Consider the following 16,972-nt stretch of genomic DNA (forward strand, 5'->3'; position numbering starts at 1 on the left):
TCATTTGTTGAGTAAGCCGATGCCAGCTAAATCGCTGAAAATCTGGTATCCTATCAACTATCTTTCATGCGTAAAGTTTCGAGTTAATTTCACAATTCATCGACTCGCACAAACCGATACCCTTTCTGTCGGAATTCGATCAAAAACTCATCCAGATGATCGTAGAGTTTATCGGTACGCGTGGGACCAGTGCCGATGTGCATCAGAAGGATAAATCCATTCAAACCAGCCCGATTCTTCGCTTCATATGCGTGAATTGACTTAAGAATTGTTTCACTGGTTCGGTAGTTTCGGTCTTCAGGTGTTGTGTAATCAGCATGGCTAAGTGTGCCTGGAGTGTAGTTGATCAGTTGAATTCCTTCAGCCTTTGTCCAGACAGAAATGCTATCATTATACCACTCGTAAGGCGGGAGAAATAGGCACGTAGGTGAATTGCTAAAGCGTGCCAGCGCTGTGTAGTTCGCCCGCAAATCGTTCAAGAACTCGTCTCGACTGACGAGCAGGCTATCTCGCTTACCCCAATCGCAGTACAACAAGTGCTGATCGGAATGAGGGCCGATGTAATTCCTGTCCCGGACTAATTGCTTTACTATCGCTGTAAATGCCGGATTTCGCAGGAAACGACCGGTCAGGAAAAACGAAGCCCGAACATCATGCTTTCGCAACGTTCGGGCTATTGTTGGACCACCATCAGCAAACTCGTCGCCTGTGAATACCAGTGCGAGCCGCTTAAGCGACGTATCTCCTCTAATTTTAGCGCCCTTGAAATAGGTTGATTTTGGGTCGTTAGCTCGCACCTGACTCAGTTTTTTAATGGGCCTGCTTACTTTTTTAGGAGTAACCTCATGGCGAGACAAACCAGGTTTTTCAGCCTGTTTGGCCGCTAACAAGTAGATAAGCGTTGCTGTGCCGTCCATGGTTGGTTCATTGGTGCTATAGTCGCCATAGTCGTCATGATAGACAGCTACATTGCTCTGAAAATCAGCATATTCGTCAGGCTGATAGAGCGTTATGCCAATCAGATTTTTGTAAATACTTCCCCGAACGGGTCCATCTACCAGGCCACCATCAATAGGATACTGCTTCAGATGAGTGAATGCTGAGTGTGGATTAGAAGGGGTATCAGCATTGGCCGGGAGACCGTACACAAAACTTGTTCCCCACGGATTGCAGCCAAATAACCAATCGAAATTCGCCTGTTCGAGCGCTTCATATTGCGTATCGTGTGTGAGTTGTCGGTACCAGAAACACTGTGTGGCAAACGAGGTAGTGAGATTGTTGCTGCACCAGGTAAAGGGAACGCCCCGATAAAACGCGTTTTGCTTTGCCCGTTGCCAGATGATCTCGATACCTTGTTTATAGAAATCAGTAACCGCCTTACGCTGATTTGCAGGTAATTTTTTTGCCAGTTCTGCATGACCAACATTCACAAACGGATACCATTGATAATGCCGGGCTGTGTCGTTCAGAATCCAGGGAGTTACGGGTTCCTGACGAGCGAAATACAGTGCTGTTGTTTGCCATTTAATAGCCTGTTTGCCTGCGGCTCCGGCTGCATTGAGTTGCTCAACAGTCGCCAGTTCCATGTCGTCGGTGTAATTATCTTCTTCGTAGAAATAAGGTGCCCGACCGGGCGCTGTCTGGCAATTTCCCGGTTTGTTCAACCCCAACTGATACGCTGACTGAGACCGTTGCCAAAGTCGCTTCGCGTAGTCAGGCTGACGATTGCGTAACAATTGATAGCCTAACGCCATAGCACTGCTCACTTTTCCAGCGGTAGAAGCTACTCCTGTTGCCCGACTTTTGTACTTGAACATGCCCTGTGGCTGCCCCGAAGCGAAGTAAACAGGCCGTTCAAGACCTTTTCCATAAAAGTTATCTTCTTTCGGAATGCGCATACCCGCATGGTCGCGATCATCACCGAGTTGATTAAAGAGCCAATCTTCTCTGGGGTGCATTTTCAGCAGCCAGTCCAATCCCCATTGAGCTTCATCCAGTACGTCGGATTGGCCATTACTACCAGGTAATCCATTGGCCTGATGCTGATCACTAAATGCCTTCGGGAAATCGCGCTGAGCCGCCAGCAGATGATAAGTTGCATTGGCCGAGGTGGTTACATACTGCAAATAATCTGACGCGTCGTGCCAGCCCCCCGACGCGTCGATATGCGTACTATCGGGCATGGGGCCATAAAGTGTGTAGCCGTCGTGCGTGTGGCAGGAGTCTTTCAGAAAAGGATTGTAGCCACTACGCTGCTGGCGCATATAGCGCAAACAGAAATCGGCGGCCCCATCGTAAACTGTTTCGTCAATGCGGAAACTGGGGGATCGGGCACCGTCGTCTGTTTGAAGATAATAGCGCCCCGGTTTTCGAACGGTTGAAAAATCGAGTCGATAGGTTTGTCGGAAAGGTCCATAGCTACCAAATACCTTGCCCACTGGTAATTGTTGAATTTTCTGGTTTGTCTGTTCGTCGATGAGTTGAAATTGAGTCAACGTCTGTTCGGTCAGGCTACCCCAAACGGCTATTTTAGGGCTATTTGGTCGATAGCCAAGCAGATTAATTCGAATAACGGCAGACGGTTGTTGTGGTGGTTGTAGAGACAAGGCATGCCTTGTCTCTACGGTTGGAATAATAAGTGCCGCGAGACTGATTGCGGACGCTATGAATATTAATATACGAATAGGCATGGGTTGTAAGGGTGGCGATTGCGATTTTGGTATAGACAAGGCATGCCTTGTCTATACCGTTATATTTTCTTCAACAATCCCATCATCATTTCCTCGAAATAGGCACCATTGTAGGGACCAAACCAGTTCATGTCGCGGGTTTCGTAGGTTGGACGATTGTAATAGGCATCTGGAGTGACGTAGCCAATATAACCACCATCAAAGCTGGTAATCATAAGGTTAACGCCTTTTTTTGTAGCTAGTGGCTTGAAGTCGGCAACGAATTCCCCCGAAAAATCGCAGGGAGTGCCTAGTAGTACGGTCTGGCCAATGCGTAAAGCTTTCAGATCGGACGGGTAATCGCCGTAGATAGCATAGAATAGCCAGGGCCGCACACGCCAGTTACCAATGACACGTGGATGAGGTTCACGTAGTCCCAGTGGCAGCGTGAGAATGGCCAGAGAACTATCGGATTTAGTCTGAATTTGGGGTACGGTTCGTTCGATACGAAGGGCCAGATCACCTGCATAGTTTCGGATCTCCTGAAAGTCGGTTTTACCTCGCGCCTGTGGACCTGTACTGCCAACAGCTCCTGCCATAAACACGGCAAAATCAGCCGATTTTTTTTCCAAACGATCGACCAGCGAACCTGGGTAATCGCGGCTGAGGTAGTTCCACATGCTATCTTCATACAATGTCGCATGCCCTGCAAATGTGCAAAGCAGCGCCGATTCGCCCGTTGATTTCTTCAGTTTCAGTAAACGAATCATGCCATCGAGTGGACCGGTTGGGCCTGAGCTTCCGATTCGGTTATAGATATGGTCACTGGCATCCGTCTGGCCAAAACCAACCTGTACAGGAGCCATATTTGCCTGGGCATTCCGAATCGCTTGCAGAACTCCATCGGTAATGAGTGGTACGATTTTCTCGTCGTAACCACCCGCAATCAACTGCCCGACCAGTCCAGGTGCCCATCCTCCAATGCTATTGTGCGAGTGAATAGCGCCCGTATACACATTCTCCCAGCGCAGCCCAACCTCTGGCAGGCGTTTTTTGAGCGCTTCCATGACGGTTGGCGGTGTAATAAGTAAGTCCAAACCAACCACGGCTACCTTTGTGCCACCGTTATCCAATACAATGACCCGCGCAAAGATGGAGTCGGCGACAACGTGCCAGTGTTTGCCACGCCGGGCTCCATAACCTCCCGTGGGGGTAGAGTAGGGGGGCGTAATATTCACTTTAGCCCATCCTGCCCGAAGTGGCGCTTTGGCCGCAGGAGATGCGGGGAGTTGTTCCAGTCGTTGTTTGGTTTGGGTATAATAGGGCATTTGCTGGTAAGGCGTCTCATCAACCGGTGCCAGACTAACGGCCAGGAATAACAAGATGAACACAATAAGTCCCAGAAGAACTTTCAGAAGAATACGGAGGAATTTCATGCACGATTGCTTAGACTGGCGAATTTCGTCAAATCTGACAACTCCTGACTCTTTCTAATAAAAAAAGGCACCGGAGAAAATCTCCGATGCCTTCCGTCACCCTACCGGTGTCCCGGCCTCCCTATAGTATGAAATTTTATTACAAGAATGGCGCTGCTATAGCTAACACCTGTGCTTTGGTCAGGGGCTCATCAAATGCCCCACGGAGATTGTCGTCGGATATGTTGGATACGTTTGGCAGCGTTTTCAAATTCACGGTTCCCTGCATAAAGGTGGTCTGGGTCGTGTCTGAAACCCAGCCTTTCAATCCTAGCATTCGACGAACTTCCGATGCGTGCCGGGCTTCTACAGAGTGAATTTGCAAGGCTATCCCTAAAATAGCTTTATCGTTAATCAAGGCAGGTGCCTGCCCTTTATAAGCCTGAACTCCCGTGTCTTCGAGAGCACGTGCGGTGGCTAAAAAAGTGGGATAACTCGTAAACGTCCCCGCTGGAAACTTGAAGGTTGGCTTCGGTACAGCAGCCGTGAGCAGTGCTCCTTTTAGCAAAGCGACGTGCGCTGTTTCATGTTTGCTAATCTGCGAAATGACCGTTGTATCGGTAGAAGGTACCAGGCCAGATGTGCCTAAGCCAGTACGATAAAACTCGTCTTCCAGATATTCGAGCGTAAGGGCAAAATTGGCTACGTCGATCGCTGCCTGTGAAGGGGGCGTCGTGGTTTGAGCCAGTGCTTTATTCAGCGTACCTGCCACAATAGCTGGAATACCCGCAGCGATCAGATTCGAACTAAATTTGAGTAGGTTCCGGCGCGAATAAAAGCTGTAGCGCTCACTAAATTCGGGGTCAACCTGCTCAATGTCAGAGATTAATTTAAATAGATTCATAGCGTTGTGTCAGGTTTACTTGGGAAGATTAGTGGCGGTGATGGACGTTTTTACATACTTCTGTGCGATGGGCAACACGGTTGCCGGTGGATTCGACACATCAAGACCTGTTGTTGGAGCAACTACATCGTCGCCAGCAAAGTCAGCTGACTTAGGATTGAGTAGATCACGTATCGCGGCAGCATGGCGCGCTTCAACCGATACAATCTTTCCGGCTACTGTCAGATAATCTGGGTTTGTAATCAGGGGGCCAGCTCCATTATAAGCCGATACACCCAGATCTTCAAACGCTTTTGCTGTACCTAAAACGCTGGTCCGATCGGTGAAATTGATCGACGCGAAATTGGGCGTTAATCCTGCAATTGCACTGGTGCCTAAAGCGGCTTTGAGAAATTCGCGGTGAACAATTTCATGATCACGGATGTCGGTTAATAGTGTTTTTTCCGCATCGGTCATCCCACTGTAGGGCGTAGCAATTACCTGCGTATAAAAAGCGGCTTCTAATTGTTCTAATGCATAAGCATAATTCAGAATCCCGGTGTCGCCAGTCCCTAAATCTACAGGAGCCATTACCGTTGTCGGATTTTCTTCATTCCCACAAGCGGCTAGAAGGGCACCTCCAGTGGTAAGTGCGCCTGCATAGTACAGGAACAACCGGCGACCCACCTTAACCGGTTCTAGCTGGCCTGGTAGCATGGTCAGGCCTGATTCATTTTGCTGGTTTTTCATAACGTATTAATTAAAATAGAGCGAAAGCGTGCAATTTCTTGCGGTTAGATACACTTACGACTACAAATGAAATTTGGATTCTGACTTTATGTAAAAACACTTCCGGCCTACAAAACCAGGTCCTATTTTCTGTTTAACAGATTGACGTCAACTTTGTTAGAACCAACTAATTGATGTTTCATTAAAATAGATTCTATGGATTTTGGGATTCTTTGGGAGAATGCTATTCATTGATTTGCAGGTGTATAAACTGGTAGCTAAGGATGAATTGCCGAATTGAATCGACTCCTAAATAGGGTAAAATCAGTTGTCGATTGTAATTTCGTTAACGACTTTCCTAATCGATTACACAGAATTAACGCGGCCAACGACTTACTATGAATATTACGCAAGTGCGCGAACACCTCCATCGGCTTATTGATGAAGTCGACGATCTATACGTGCTGAATGGCCTTTATCGGACGCTGGTTGCCGATAAGCGCCAACGAGAATCCTATGAAAAAGAACAACTGGAAAAAGCAAAAAAGCAAAGTGGAGGTCGACGTTCTGGATAACTTACTTCGATAAGCCACTAATGGTTAAGGCAATAATAATAGCATTAAAACCGAACGATAACACACCGTGAGACAGCGCCGTCCGGCGCATTTCTTTCGAACCAATTGTTACATCGGAGACTTGACTGGTCATGCCAATCACAAATGAAAAGTAAGCGAAGTCGAGATAATCGGGCTCGGGTTCATTCGGAAAATCCAGTCCACCGGGTCGTTTGTTTGGTCTGCGGTCATTGCCATAATAGAGATGCGCATAACGGAATATAAACACAGTATGCACTAAGCTCCATGCACTCGAAACTGCTAGAATAGGCAGCAAAATATGTTCCCTTCGGTTTTTGTCCATTGAGTTGAGCAAGGCTATAACGGCGAATAAGCTGGCTACAGCGGCTACGACGACAAACACCAGAATAAAGAGCCGACTTGAATCCTGAAGCTGAGACAGTTTTGGCAAATCGCGTGGATGCGCCACCAGCATGGATGTCCATGCCAGTACTAATACCGTCACGGCAAAGGCCACCCAGACAGCAGTGATATGAGCAGGAACATTATAACTTTCCGGAACAACGAAGTAGGCGATTCCGGCCACAACCAGGGCAATCATCAACCGGTGATGAGAATCAAAGCGGGAAATGTACTGGAGTAATCTATTGATCATTTCGCTCATTTTTACCCCAAATTTATAGGTACTAAAAGGGCGGGAGTAAATTTGGTACCATATATAACGGCTCAGATTAAAATTAGATTTAGATCTATGCAGGACACCACCCTTCAAGGTTGGGTAGTGTAATTTAGTGACGTTTCGTGCTCTACGGCTTTTGGTGCCTTAATTAACGAATCAGACGATCTGCTTCTGCACTAATTGAACTGACTAAAAACAGATCTATTAGCTGTAAAGGCACTTAAAATCAGTCTACAAGGCGTTGACTGCTTCATTTTTTGGAGATTCTCTGTTTATATGATTCGTGTAATATTTCGGGAAAAATCTGTTTTTTCCAATGATTATACGGTACAGGAGGGCTTTTTCGAAATTTTCAACCATCTTGCCCTGTCATTTGACGGTCTTATAGCCAGAAGTCGTTTTGTTGAAAATCTATGAAAGAGTACATCCGACCCATCAAACGCTTGCTCGTAGCTAACCGGGGCGAAATTGCCATCCGAATCATGCGGGCTGCCACCGAATTGGGCATCACCACCGTTGCAGTTTACACGTATGAAGACCGCTATTCGCTCCACCGCTATAAAGCTGATGAAGCGTATCAGATTGGTCGGGATGAGGACCCACTAAAACCGTATCTGGATGTTGAAGGCATTGTTTTGCTGGCCAAACGCCACAAAGTAGATGCTATTCATCCGGGCTATGGCTTTCTGTCAGAGAACGTAAAACTGGCTCGCCGGTGCCGCGAAGAAGGGATCATCTTTGTCGGGCCATCGCCCGAAGCTATGGATGCGCTGGGCGATAAGGTTCGGGCAAAAAACCTGGCTACCAAAGCTGGTGTGCCCCTCATTCCCGATTCACGGGAGGAGAACATGAGTCCCGAATTTGCCCTGACCGAAGCCGAACGCATTGGCTTCCCGATTATGGTGAAAGCCGCGGCCGGTGGCGGTGGGCGAGGGATGCGTGTAGTTCGGCAGGCCGAAGACTTTGAAAAAGCATTTGCTGAAGCCAAAAACGAAGCCCGAAACGCATTTGGCGATGACACGATTTTCCTGGAAAAATTCATCGAAGAACCCAAACATATCGAGGTTCAGCTGCTCGGTGATCAGCATGGCAACATCGTTCACTTATATGAGCGGGACTGCTCGGTACAACGGCGATTCCAGAAGGTGGTCGAGGTAGCACCCTCGTTTGGCTTAAAGCAGGAAACCAAAGACAAACTCTATGCCTACGCGCTCCAACTGGGCCGCGCCGTGGAGTACTCTAACGCGGGAACAGTCGAGTTTCTGGTTGATAAAAATGAGAATATCTATTTCATTGAAGTAAACCCCCGGATTCAGGTTGAGCATACAATAACGGAAGAAGTAACTGGCATCGACATTGTCAGAACGCAGATTCTGATTGCGATGGGTTACCAGCTTTCCGACAATGGGATTTATATCAATCGGCAGGAAGATATACCGCTCAACGGCTACGCCATTCAGTGCCGTATCACGACCGAAGATCCATCGAACGGCTTTAAACCCGATTTTGGTACGATCACAGCTTATCGAAACGCGGCCGGATTTGGTATTCGTTTAGATGAGGGAAGTAGTTATGCGGGTATGAAAATCTCGCCTTACTTCGACTCGATGATTGTGAAAGTTTCGGCGCGGGGACGCACCCTAAAAGGAGCTACCCAACGTCTGACTCGGGCGCTGCTGGAGTTCCGGATTCGGGGCGTTAAAACCAACATCAGCTTTTTGCTGAATGTAATTAGTCACCCAATTTTTCAGCGGGGTGAAGCTCGGGTATCGTTCATTGAAACGCATCCCGAACTATTCGACCTGCGCAAACCACAGGACCGGTCGACACGCGTACTCAATTACCTTGCCGATGTCATCGTAAATGGTAATCCCGAAGTAAAGAAGAAAGACGATAGCAAGATATTCCGAACCCCTATTGTTCCGGCGTTCGACACCTACGGCCCATACCCAACCGGCAATCGGGATCGTTTGAAAGAACTAGGTCGAGAGCAATTTACCCAGTGGGTGAAGGATCAGAAATGCGTTCTCTATACTGATACTACGTTCCGGGATGGACACCAGTCGTTACTGGCAACACGCGTTCGAACTCAGGATTTGCAAAAGGTAGCGGAAGGTTTCGCTAAAAATCATCCAGAACTATTCTCGATGGAAGTTTGGGGCGGAGCCACCTTCGATGTCGCCATGCGTTTCCTCTACGAAAGTCCCTGGAAACGTCTGGAAGCTCTGCGCGAAGCTATGCCGAATATGCTTCTGCAAATGCTGTTTCGTGGTTCCAACGCGGTTGGCTATTCGGCTTACCCCGATAACCTGATCGAAAAATTCGTTGAGAAGTCCTGGGAAACAGGTATCGACGTGTTCCGCATTTTCGACTCACTCAACTGGGTTGAGGCTATGAAAGTGAGCATCCGCGCCGTTCGTGAGCGTACTGATGCTCTTTGCGAAGCAGCTATTTGTTATACAGGAGATGTTCTGTCGCCCAAACAGCATAAATACACGCTCCAGTATTATCTTGACATGGCTCGCCAACTCGAAGACGAGGGCGCTCATTTGTTAGCTATTAAAGATATGGCCGGCTTACTGAAACCGCTCTCTGCCGAAGTATTAGTGAGCGAATTGAAGAAAGCCGTAAGCATTCCAATTCACCTGCATACGCACGACACGGCTGGTATTCAGGCGGCAACCTACCTGAAAGCTATTGACTCGGGCGTGGATATTGTCGACTGTGCACTAGGTGCTTTATCGGGTCTGACGTCACAGCCGAATTTCAACTCGGTAGTAGCTATGATGGAAGGACACGAGCGTGAATGTAAAATGAATCTGCCTTCGCTGAATGCCTATTCCAACTATTGGGAAGATGTTCGGGAGTATTACTATCCGTTCGAGTCGGGCATGAAAGCGAGTAGTGCCGAGGTCTATGAGAATGAAATTCCCGGTGGTCAATATTCCAACTTAAAGCCACAAGCTATTGCAACCGGTCTGGGCGATAAGTTCGAAACGCTGAAGAAAAACTACTCGGTGGCGAACCAGCTATTTGGCGACATTGTGAAAGTAACGCCTTCGTCGAAGGTGGTTGGCGATATGGCTATTTTCATGACTGCCAACAACCTTACTGCCGATGATGTGCTGACTCGGGGAGACTCCCTGGCATTCCCCGAATCGGTAAAAGAACTGATGAAGGGTATTCTGGGTCAACCCGTTGGTGGATTCCCGGAAGACATACAGAAGGTTGTTCTAAAAGGTGAGGAGCCAATTACCGATCGTCCAAACAGCCACCTGAAACCAATTGATTTCGATGCTGATTTCAAAGAGTTCCAGGTAAAATATCCTCTTTGCGACGGCTTCCTGGATTACCTATCGTATCAGATGTATCCGAAGGTTTACGACGAATATTATAAGGCTAATGAGCAATATGGGAACGTCAGCATCATTCCGACTCCAGCCTTTTTTTACGGTCTGAAAGAGAACGAGGAAATTCTCATCAATATAGAGGAAGGGAAAAATATTCTTGTGCGCCTGCTGTTTCGGTCAGAGCCAGATGAGTTCGGTATGCGAACGATCACCTTTGAACTGAACGGACAGAGTCGGCAGGTTAAAGTGCGTGATAAATCATCGAAGGTTGAGAAATCTCAGCACGCTAAAGTGAGCAAAGCTGGCGATGTGGGCGCACCATTGCAAGGCCGACTAACGCGTATTCTGGTAAAAGAAGGAGATACGGTTAAGAAAAACCAGCCACTGTTTGTCATCGAAGCCATGAAAATGGAGAGTATCGTAGCAGCACAGAAGGAAGGAAAAGTTAGCAAAGTCGTACTGAAAGAAAGTACAACGGTCGAACAGGATGACTGTGTATTAGAGCTTGCATAGTTTTTGAGCATTTGATAGAAGTCGTTAGACGGGGCCGTTCAGATGGCTCCGTCTAATTGCTTATTAGGGTACACTGATAGAAACGAATAAACAGACCGACATGAAAAAACTGCTTATAGTAACCGGATTGTTGCTGACAGGCTTTAGTAGCGAGGCACAGACAAAGCCCAAAGATGGCTTTTGGCGAGGAGTTTTTACAATGGCGGGTGGTCTGCAAGCACCTTTCAATTTTGAATTGAAGGGTAAATCGGCTTTTCTGATCAACGGCACTGAGCGCTTCGAACTTCCAGGTGTCCACCAACGAGCCGATTCATTGTTTATTCCGGTCGATGTTTACAATCGACTACTAGCCGCAAAAATCGAAAATGACGGAACGTTGTCGGGAACGTTCAACTACCTGGATACCTCGACACCTGTTAAACCAATACCCTTTCGGGCAGAATACGGCAAAAAATATCGATTTGTTGAGCAACCGGCCCCTGCTGCGGTTAGTTTGCAGGGGAAATGGGATGTGCTCATCAATGGCAAAACCAAAGTTATTGGTGTTTTCGAGCAGCGTGCAAACCGCCTTACGGGTACGTTCCTGAGCACAGGAGGAGACCTTCGTTATTATGAAGGCGTTGTACAAGCTGATAGTTTTGCGCTATCGGCGTTTGATGGGTCTAGTCCGCAACTATTTAAAGGGAAAGTTAGCGGGAATCAACTGATTGGTGAACAGGCCAGCGCGCGCGCTGTGCAGCCTATTACGGGTACCCGAAACGCCCAGGCTGCTCTGCCCGACGCCTATAGCCTAACAACAATGAAAAAAGGCGTCCCTTTCGCGTTTACTTTTCCAGATGCCTTCTCGGGTAAGCCAGTATCGTTGAACGATCCGAAGTATCGGGATAAAGTAGTCATCGTAACTATTATGGGCAGTTGGTGCCACAATTGCATGGATGAAGCGGCTCTTTTGTCGCCATGGTACGAAGCGAATAAGAAGCGGGGTGTTGAGATTATTGGGCTGTCATTCGAATATAAAAACGATCCTGTTTTTGCCAAAGCCCGGCTCGAACCCATGAAAAAACGATATCAGATTGGTTACGATATTCTGTTTGCGGGTATTTTGGATGGTAAACATCCTTCAGAAGCGTTGCCAGCTTTGAGCGAAGTAGCTGTTTTTCCCACAACGATTTTTGTTCGGCGGAATGGTGAAGTAGCTAAAGTTCATACGGGCTACTCTGGCCCAGCAACGGGTCAATATTATGAGGAGTTTGTTAAGGAATTCAATACAGAAATGGACCAATTGATCAACGAGCCGATTTCTGGTGAAACAAAACAAAATCTCAATAAGTAATTTCTAACGTATACTATAAAACCAAAGCTACTGCATCGATGCAATAGCTTTGGTTTTATAGTATAGTTTATTCTCAATCAGTAGAAACTTAATGAAGGCCCAAAGCTAGCCCATTGATATAGCTATTTACTAGGTTAACATTGTATCAATCAAAGTTTTATCGCAACTTACTGCTGTAACTAAATCACTTCACTATTATGGAAAATCAGCCGCCAATACCTCCTGTGCTGCCTACTCCTACACCGTTGAGTGAATCAGACGCTCGTATGTGGGCTATGCTTGCTCACCTGAGTGCGCTACCTGGCTCGTTCTTTTTGATCGGTAGTGTTGTAGCCCCTTTGGCTATCTGGCAAATTCAAAAAGATAAATCAGCGTTTGTCGATTATCACGGTAAAGAAGCCGTAAATTTTCAAATCACAATAGCGTTGGCGACAGGTGTATCGCTACTACTAATGTTTGTCCTGATTGGGTTTGTGTTAATTACTGTTGTAGGTATCATTTGGCTCATTTTCACTATCATTGCTGGCATTAAAGCCAATAATGGAGAGTACTACCGCTACCCAATAGCGATCCGATTTATTAAATAACGCGCTACCAACCTCACTTTATAGTGCCTGATAGCGCGGTTGACAACAATTTTATCAATATGAATGCTCCACAACAAAACCCCGAAGGTGCCATTGATGTCGAATTAAGTGAAGAAATTGCAGAAGGAGTTTATGCCAATCTGGCGATGATTGCTCATTCAAATAGTGAATTTATTCTGGATTTTATTCGCCTGATGCCGGGCGTTCCCAAAGCAAAAGTAAAAGCGCGTATTATTCTGACGCCTGAGCATGCCAAAAGATTACTAGAGGCCCTTCGTGAGAATATAAGTCGTTACGAAGAAGCTTATGGCGGTATCAACGAACCCAACGATGGCTTTCGATTTCCGGCTGGAGGTTTCGGCGGACCAGTAGGACAGGCATAATTTCATGTTTAAAGTTTCAGGCAATTAGCTTCACGAAGCTAATTGCCTGAAACTTTAAACATTGAACTTGAAACGTGAAACATTTTTTCCGTATCTTTGCACCTCAAAATTCGGGAAGACTGTTTTTTCGTAAACAAAATCAAGAATGCCTACTATACAACAATTAGTGCGTAAAGGCCGCGAAAAGCTGATCGACAAGTCGAAGTCGCCAGCTTTAGATGCCTGCCCACAACGTCGGGGTGTGTGTACACGGGTGTACACGACCACGCCGAAGAAGCCAAACTCGGCTCTTCGTAAAGTTGCCCGTGTTCGTTTGACGAACGGCCGGGAAGTTAACGCTTACATTCCAGGAGAAGGCCACAACTTACAGGAACACTCGATCGTATTGATTCGTGGTGGTCGTGTGAAAGATCTTCCAGGTGTACGTTACCACATTGTTCGGGGTGCCTTGGATACGGCTGGCGTTAGCGGTCGTCTGCAAAGCCGTTCGAAATACGGTGCCAAACGTCCGAAACCAGGTCAGGCTCCAGTAAAAGGTGGTAAAGGTGCACCACCAGCAAAAAAGAAAAAATAAGTTAGTGTAATAAGTTGATGCGTGTAGTATGTGTAAGTGAGTGTTAGAACTTACTACACCACTTCACTTAATTGACTAATTACTAAAAAAATGACTGGACGCTGGAAAGACTACGTTCAGAGTAAGATCAAAAATCTGAAGCAATCATGAGAAAGGCGAAACCGCCCAAGCGTTACGTGTTACCTGATCCTAAATATAAGGAGGTTCTCGTAACCAAATTTGTAAACAATCTGATGTACGAAGGCAAAAAGAGCCTGGCGTACTCCATCTTCTATGATGCCCTTGACGTGGTTGCAAAACGCACCAGCGAAAGTGGTCTGGATACATGGAAAAAGGCATTGAACAATGTAATGCCATCAGTTGAAGTTAAAAGTCGTCGCGTCGGTGGAGCTACCTTCCAGGTGCCAACCGAAGTACGGGCAGACCGAAAAGTCGCGGTAGGCATGAAATGGCTTATTAAGTATGCTCGTTCGCGAGGTGAAAAAACCATGGTAGACCGGTTAGCAGCCGAGATCGTCGCAGCCGCAAAAGGTGAAGGCGCAGCTGTTAAAAAGAAGGATGATACGCACCGTATGGCAGAAGCCAACAAGGCGTTCTCACACTTCCGGTTCTAAACCAATTATACGTGCCAAAGTCCCGATGGCCGTTGAATTTGCAAAAGCTCCCCAACATTGGGGGGCTTTTGTTATTTTTGGCCCTATGACAATCTTAGAAAACGACCATCTTCGCGTCTCAATACGCCCGAAAGGGGCCGAACTGACGTCTATTTTTCATAAGCCAAGTAGAATCGAGCATCTCTGGCAAGCTGACCCATCTATATGGGGTTGGCATGCGCCAAATCTATTTCCGGTAGTAGGTGGGTGCCTGAACAATCAACTACTCATTGACGGAAAAACGTACCCGATTGAACGCCATGGCTTTACTCGTCAATCGTTGTTTGAAACGACCGAATCGACGGCCACACACGCAATTTTCTCCTTACGATCTAGTGTCGTAACGCGCGTACATTTTCCGTACGAATTTGAGTTTCAGATAATCTATGAACTCACTGGTTCTCGCCTGACTATCACGTATCGTGTTGTTAACCAGGATGAACAGACTATTTTCTTCTCCGTGGGTGCTCATCCGGCTTTTGCCGCTCCGTTTTTTGTCAATGAAAACTACGAAGATTATTTTATTGAATTTGATCAGGCTGAGCCATTAGAAACACACATGCTTTCGGCTGCAGGCTATTTCACCGGCGAAACAAAACCTGTTCCAACTGAAGGTAGGCGGCTTCCTCTAACAAAGCATTTGTTTGACGACGATGCGCAGGTGTTTAAAAATCTGGCATCTCGAAGTGTGTCGCTTCGGAGCGATAAGCATGATCACGCAGTAACGGTAAGTTTCCCTCCATTCCCTTATCTGGGTTTATGGGCTAAACCTGGCGCTTCATTCGTTTGTATTGAGCCCTGGTTGGGTTGTGCAGATAGCGAAGGAGAACTAAAGCCGATTCAACAAAAAGAAGCTATTCAGCAGGTGGCAGAAGGAGAGGTTTTTGAAGCCGCCTTTACGATTGAAATAGCTTGAGATTCTCTGTATTTGATGAGGGTAGAGACAAGGCATGTCTTGTCTCTACTGTGTTTCCTCCAGTGGAGTGAAGTCTTTGAAAGTCCGTTTAATGGCTTTGTCAGTTGCTTCTTTTTTGCTCTGCCAGTTGGCATCCAGCTCAAGAGCAACTAAACCACTCAGACTCATTGAATTCCGAAAATCATCTAATTTTTTAATGAAGTCTCCATTCCGCCGGGTTGATTTTAAAGCAAACTCACGAGCGAAAACATCTCCTTTATTTTGCAACTCACTTCGCTTACCCAGTACATAGTTGTAACGATCGAGCAAATCCTTCATCGACTTACCGATTACCTCCGTTGCTTCCAATGTTCCCATTGTTAGAACGGCTGTCCCGCCAACCGCTGAAATCAGGCGACCATTATTCTGAGCCGCTTGACTTGTACTAGCTCCTGTAACGGCCGGCGTTACGCCCGTTACAGCACCCAGTGATGCGTTGGCTACGGAGCGATTACGCTTGCCTCCTTTGGCTTTTTTGTAATCGTGCTTGAGCTGTTCTTCTTTGTCCCCCAATTGTTCTACCAATCCCCATGCCTGTACCAACACCTGCCGATACTGAATATAGTAATAACGGTCTTTTTCGGCCTCGTTAACCGTGTTTAGGATAGTGAACGTAATGCGTTGTTCTGACCGATTTTGTGCCTTATCTAGTACGTAAAATGTAATCTGAACATTCAGAGAATCGTACGGGTCTTTCACAAAATCATAACCTGGCTGCCAGATAAATTCATACTGATTCTCTGTGTTTTTGATTAAAGCTGTTTTAGGAATCAATTGATTGTCAGATAGGAAACCAAAAGCTGCTACGTCATCTTCACCATTTGGATCTGATAAATAAAACTTGAGATCTACTGTTGCATTCTCGCGCAGTTTATAGTGCGTTTCTTTGGGAATAACGGCAATATCAGGCGGGAGATCCATAGCCGTAACTTCTACTTTCAGCCTTCCTTTTGTTCGTGTTTTAGCAGGCTGGTCTTCTACCCAAAACTCAATGTATTGGGGCGATTGCTTCAGTCGATTGAATTGGTTGAGCGAAAGTGTCCAGGTCAGCTCCCCTTGCGATGAGAGTTTGCTACCCTCTGGCATTTGGTCGGTAATGGGAATAAAAACGATAGGATCGCCATCATCATCCCGCACTACTTGTGGATCAATTTTATACGTATTCTGCGTCCGATATCTTACATAGAATGGCTGCAATTCGCCTACTACGGGTGGACGATTTACGTGCAGCACTTTAAAATCGATGGTTTGCGAAACCGTTTGACCACGCCTGTTTCGAGCCTCAAACGTTACTGGAATGGTTTTTACCGTTTGAATCCGGTCGGCCAGGCCAAAGCTGGGTATCCAGTTAAAATGCCCAAGTGAATCGAAATAGACACCCTCGGGTATATCGCTTCGAATGGAAAAAGCTACTGTATCAGCTTGGGGGCCAATGGCTTTCAGATCAAATCGAACAGGGTTACCTTCTGGCACAAGCGTCCAGTTAGCTTGTGAAGGAAATACGAGTTGTAATGGTTTGGAATCCTGCGCGTGGGTACTAATAACCGTCGTGGTCAGCAGTAGCCATGCAATTATACCGGCAGTTCGGTTCATAAGGAGCGTCAAAGGTGGTCTGTGTTAAAAAACGTAAAAATAAGCCGAAGATTTCGTCTCCCTGAGCCTATAAGCCAGTTT

Annotated in this window: 14 protein-coding genes; 8 read left to right on the top strand and 6 right to left on the bottom strand. The window is 46.7% G+C overall.

All coding sequences use genetic code 11. The annotated features are described in order from the left end of the window. Window positions 1-89: 89 nt before the first annotated feature. From GO755_RS12390 to GO755_RS12405, 4 genes are all read right to left on the bottom strand, one after another. Window positions 90-2,690 carry a glycoside hydrolase family 9 protein gene (locus tag GO755_RS12390; protein WP_157585145.1) on the bottom strand — a complete coding sequence of 867 codons (2,601 nt, stop codon included), beginning with the start codon at window positions 2,688-2,690 and terminating at the stop codon, window positions 90-92. A 59-nt stretch (window positions 2,691-2,749) separates the two neighbouring features. Beyond that, window positions 2,750-4,105 carry a neutral/alkaline non-lysosomal ceramidase N-terminal domain-containing protein gene (locus GO755_RS12395; RefSeq protein WP_157585147.1) on the bottom strand — a complete coding sequence of 452 codons (1,356 nt, stop codon included), beginning with the start codon at window positions 4,103-4,105 and terminating at the stop codon, window positions 2,750-2,752. A 139-nt stretch (window positions 4,106-4,244) separates the two neighbouring features. Then, window positions 4,245-4,988 (bottom strand): ferritin-like domain-containing protein, encoded by a 744-nt coding sequence (locus GO755_RS12400; RefSeq protein ID WP_157585149.1) that lies wholly within the window; start codon window positions 4,986-4,988, stop codon window positions 4,245-4,247. A 15-nt stretch (window positions 4,989-5,003) separates the two neighbouring features. Then, the gene (locus GO755_RS12405) at window positions 5,004-5,717 is read right to left on the bottom strand and encodes a ferritin-like domain-containing protein (protein WP_157585151.1); all 714 of its coding nucleotides are present in this window, start codon (window positions 5,715-5,717) and stop codon (window positions 5,004-5,006) included. Window positions 5,718-6,094: 377 nt separating this feature from the next. Between GO755_RS12405 and GO755_RS40905 the strand changes: the two genes are divergently transcribed. Continuing rightward, window positions 6,095-6,271: a hypothetical protein gene (locus GO755_RS40905; RefSeq protein ID WP_198174821.1), complete on the top strand. Its 177-nt coding sequence runs from the start codon at window positions 6,095-6,097 to the stop codon at window positions 6,269-6,271. A gap of 1 nt (window position 6,272) precedes the next feature. Here the strand turns inward: GO755_RS40905 and GO755_RS12410 are convergent, their stop codons facing one another. Continuing rightward, window positions 6,273-6,926 carry a DUF1345 domain-containing protein gene (locus GO755_RS12410; RefSeq protein ID WP_157585816.1) on the bottom strand — a complete coding sequence of 218 codons (654 nt, stop codon included), beginning with the start codon at window positions 6,924-6,926 and terminating at the stop codon, window positions 6,273-6,275. Window positions 6,927-7,363: 437 nt separating this feature from the next. Here GO755_RS12410 and GO755_RS12415 point away from each other — a divergent pair, with 437 nt between their 5' ends. The 7 genes from GO755_RS12415 (at window position 7,364) to GO755_RS12445 (ending at window position 15,259) form a co-directional block, all read left to right on the top strand. Then, window positions 7,364-10,813 (top strand): pyruvate carboxylase, encoded by a 3,450-nt coding sequence (locus GO755_RS12415; RefSeq protein WP_157585153.1) that lies wholly within the window; start codon window positions 7,364-7,366, stop codon window positions 10,811-10,813. Window positions 10,814-10,913: 100 nt separating this feature from the next. Continuing rightward, window positions 10,914-12,146 (top strand): peroxiredoxin family protein, encoded by a 1,233-nt coding sequence (locus tag GO755_RS12420; RefSeq protein ID WP_157585156.1) that lies wholly within the window; start codon window positions 10,914-10,916, stop codon window positions 12,144-12,146. Between the two features lie 197 nt (window positions 12,147-12,343). After that, the gene (locus GO755_RS12425; protein WP_157585158.1) at window positions 12,344-12,733 is read left to right on the top strand and encodes a DUF4870 domain-containing protein; all 390 of its coding nucleotides are present in this window, start codon (window positions 12,344-12,346) and stop codon (window positions 12,731-12,733) included. Window positions 12,734-12,792: 59 nt separating this feature from the next. Beyond that, window positions 12,793-13,116 carry a DUF3467 domain-containing protein gene (locus tag GO755_RS12430; protein ID WP_157585160.1) on the top strand — a complete coding sequence of 108 codons (324 nt, stop codon included), beginning with the start codon at window positions 12,793-12,795 and terminating at the stop codon, window positions 13,114-13,116. Window positions 13,117-13,261: 145 nt separating this feature from the next. Beyond that, entirely contained in the window at window positions 13,262-13,690 is a 429-nt protein-coding gene (rpsL, locus tag GO755_RS12435; RefSeq protein ID WP_111347395.1) for a 30S ribosomal protein S12, read from the top strand. A gap of 146 nt (window positions 13,691-13,836) precedes the next feature. Further along, window positions 13,837-14,304 carry a 30S ribosomal protein S7 gene (gene rpsG, locus GO755_RS12440; protein ID WP_012928933.1) on the top strand — a complete coding sequence of 156 codons (468 nt, stop codon included), beginning with the start codon at window positions 13,837-13,839 and terminating at the stop codon, window positions 14,302-14,304. Between the two features lie 85 nt (window positions 14,305-14,389). Further along, window positions 14,390-15,259, top strand: a complete 870-nt coding sequence (locus GO755_RS12445; protein WP_157585162.1) for an aldose 1-epimerase family protein — start codon at window positions 14,390-14,392, stop codon at window positions 15,257-15,259. A 45-nt stretch (window positions 15,260-15,304) separates the two neighbouring features. Here GO755_RS12445 and GO755_RS12450 read toward each other — a convergent pair whose 3' ends face one another. Continuing rightward, window positions 15,305-16,891, bottom strand: coding sequence for a hypothetical protein (locus GO755_RS12450; protein WP_157585164.1), 1,587 nt, complete (start codon window positions 16,889-16,891; stop codon window positions 15,305-15,307). Window positions 16,892-16,972: the final 81 nt, after the last annotated feature.

The organism is Spirosoma arboris (genome assembly GCF_009754945.1).
GTDB lineage: Bacteria > Bacteroidota > Bacteroidia > Cytophagales > Spirosomataceae > Spirosoma > Spirosoma arboris.

Excerpts from the sequence above, each read along its gene's own strand:
- GO755_RS12395 (WP_157585147.1), bottom strand. The coding sequence starts at position 4,105 with ATGAAATTCCTCCGTATTCTTCTGAAAGTTCTTCTGGGACTTATTGTG.
- GO755_RS12445 (WP_157585162.1), top strand. The coding sequence starts at position 14,390 with ATGACAATCTTAGAAAACGACCATCTTCGCGTCTCAATACGCCCGAAA.
- GO755_RS12390 (WP_157585145.1), bottom strand. The coding sequence starts at position 2,690 with ATGCCTATTCGTATATTAATATTCATAGCGTCCGCAATCAGTCTCGCG.
- rpsG (WP_012928933.1), top strand. The coding sequence starts at position 13,837 with ATGAGAAAGGCGAAACCGCCCAAGCGTTACGTGTTACCTGATCCTAAA.
- GO755_RS12415 (WP_157585153.1), top strand. The coding sequence starts at position 7,364 with ATGAAAGAGTACATCCGACCCATCAAACGCTTGCTCGTAGCTAACCGG.
- GO755_RS12400 (WP_157585149.1), bottom strand. The coding sequence starts at position 4,988 with ATGAATCTATTTAAATTAATCTCTGACATTGAGCAGGTTGACCCCGAA.
- GO755_RS12430 (WP_157585160.1), top strand. The coding sequence starts at position 12,793 with ATGAATGCTCCACAACAAAACCCCGAAGGTGCCATTGATGTCGAATTA.
- rpsL (WP_111347395.1), top strand. The coding sequence starts at position 13,262 with ATGCCTACTATACAACAATTAGTGCGTAAAGGCCGCGAAAAGCTGATC.
- GO755_RS40905 (WP_198174821.1), top strand. The coding sequence starts at position 6,095 with ATGAATATTACGCAAGTGCGCGAACACCTCCATCGGCTTATTGATGAA.
- GO755_RS12425 (WP_157585158.1), top strand. The coding sequence starts at position 12,344 with ATGGAAAATCAGCCGCCAATACCTCCTGTGCTGCCTACTCCTACACCG.
- GO755_RS12405 (WP_157585151.1), bottom strand. The coding sequence starts at position 5,717 with ATGAAAAACCAGCAAAATGAATCAGGCCTGACCATGCTACCAGGCCAG.
- GO755_RS12410 (WP_157585816.1), bottom strand. The coding sequence starts at position 6,926 with ATGATCAATAGATTACTCCAGTACATTTCCCGCTTTGATTCTCATCAC.
- GO755_RS12450 (WP_157585164.1), bottom strand. The coding sequence starts at position 16,891 with ATGAACCGAACTGCCGGTATAATTGCATGGCTACTGCTGACCACGACG.
- GO755_RS12420 (WP_157585156.1), top strand. The coding sequence starts at position 10,914 with ATGAAAAAACTGCTTATAGTAACCGGATTGTTGCTGACAGGCTTTAGT.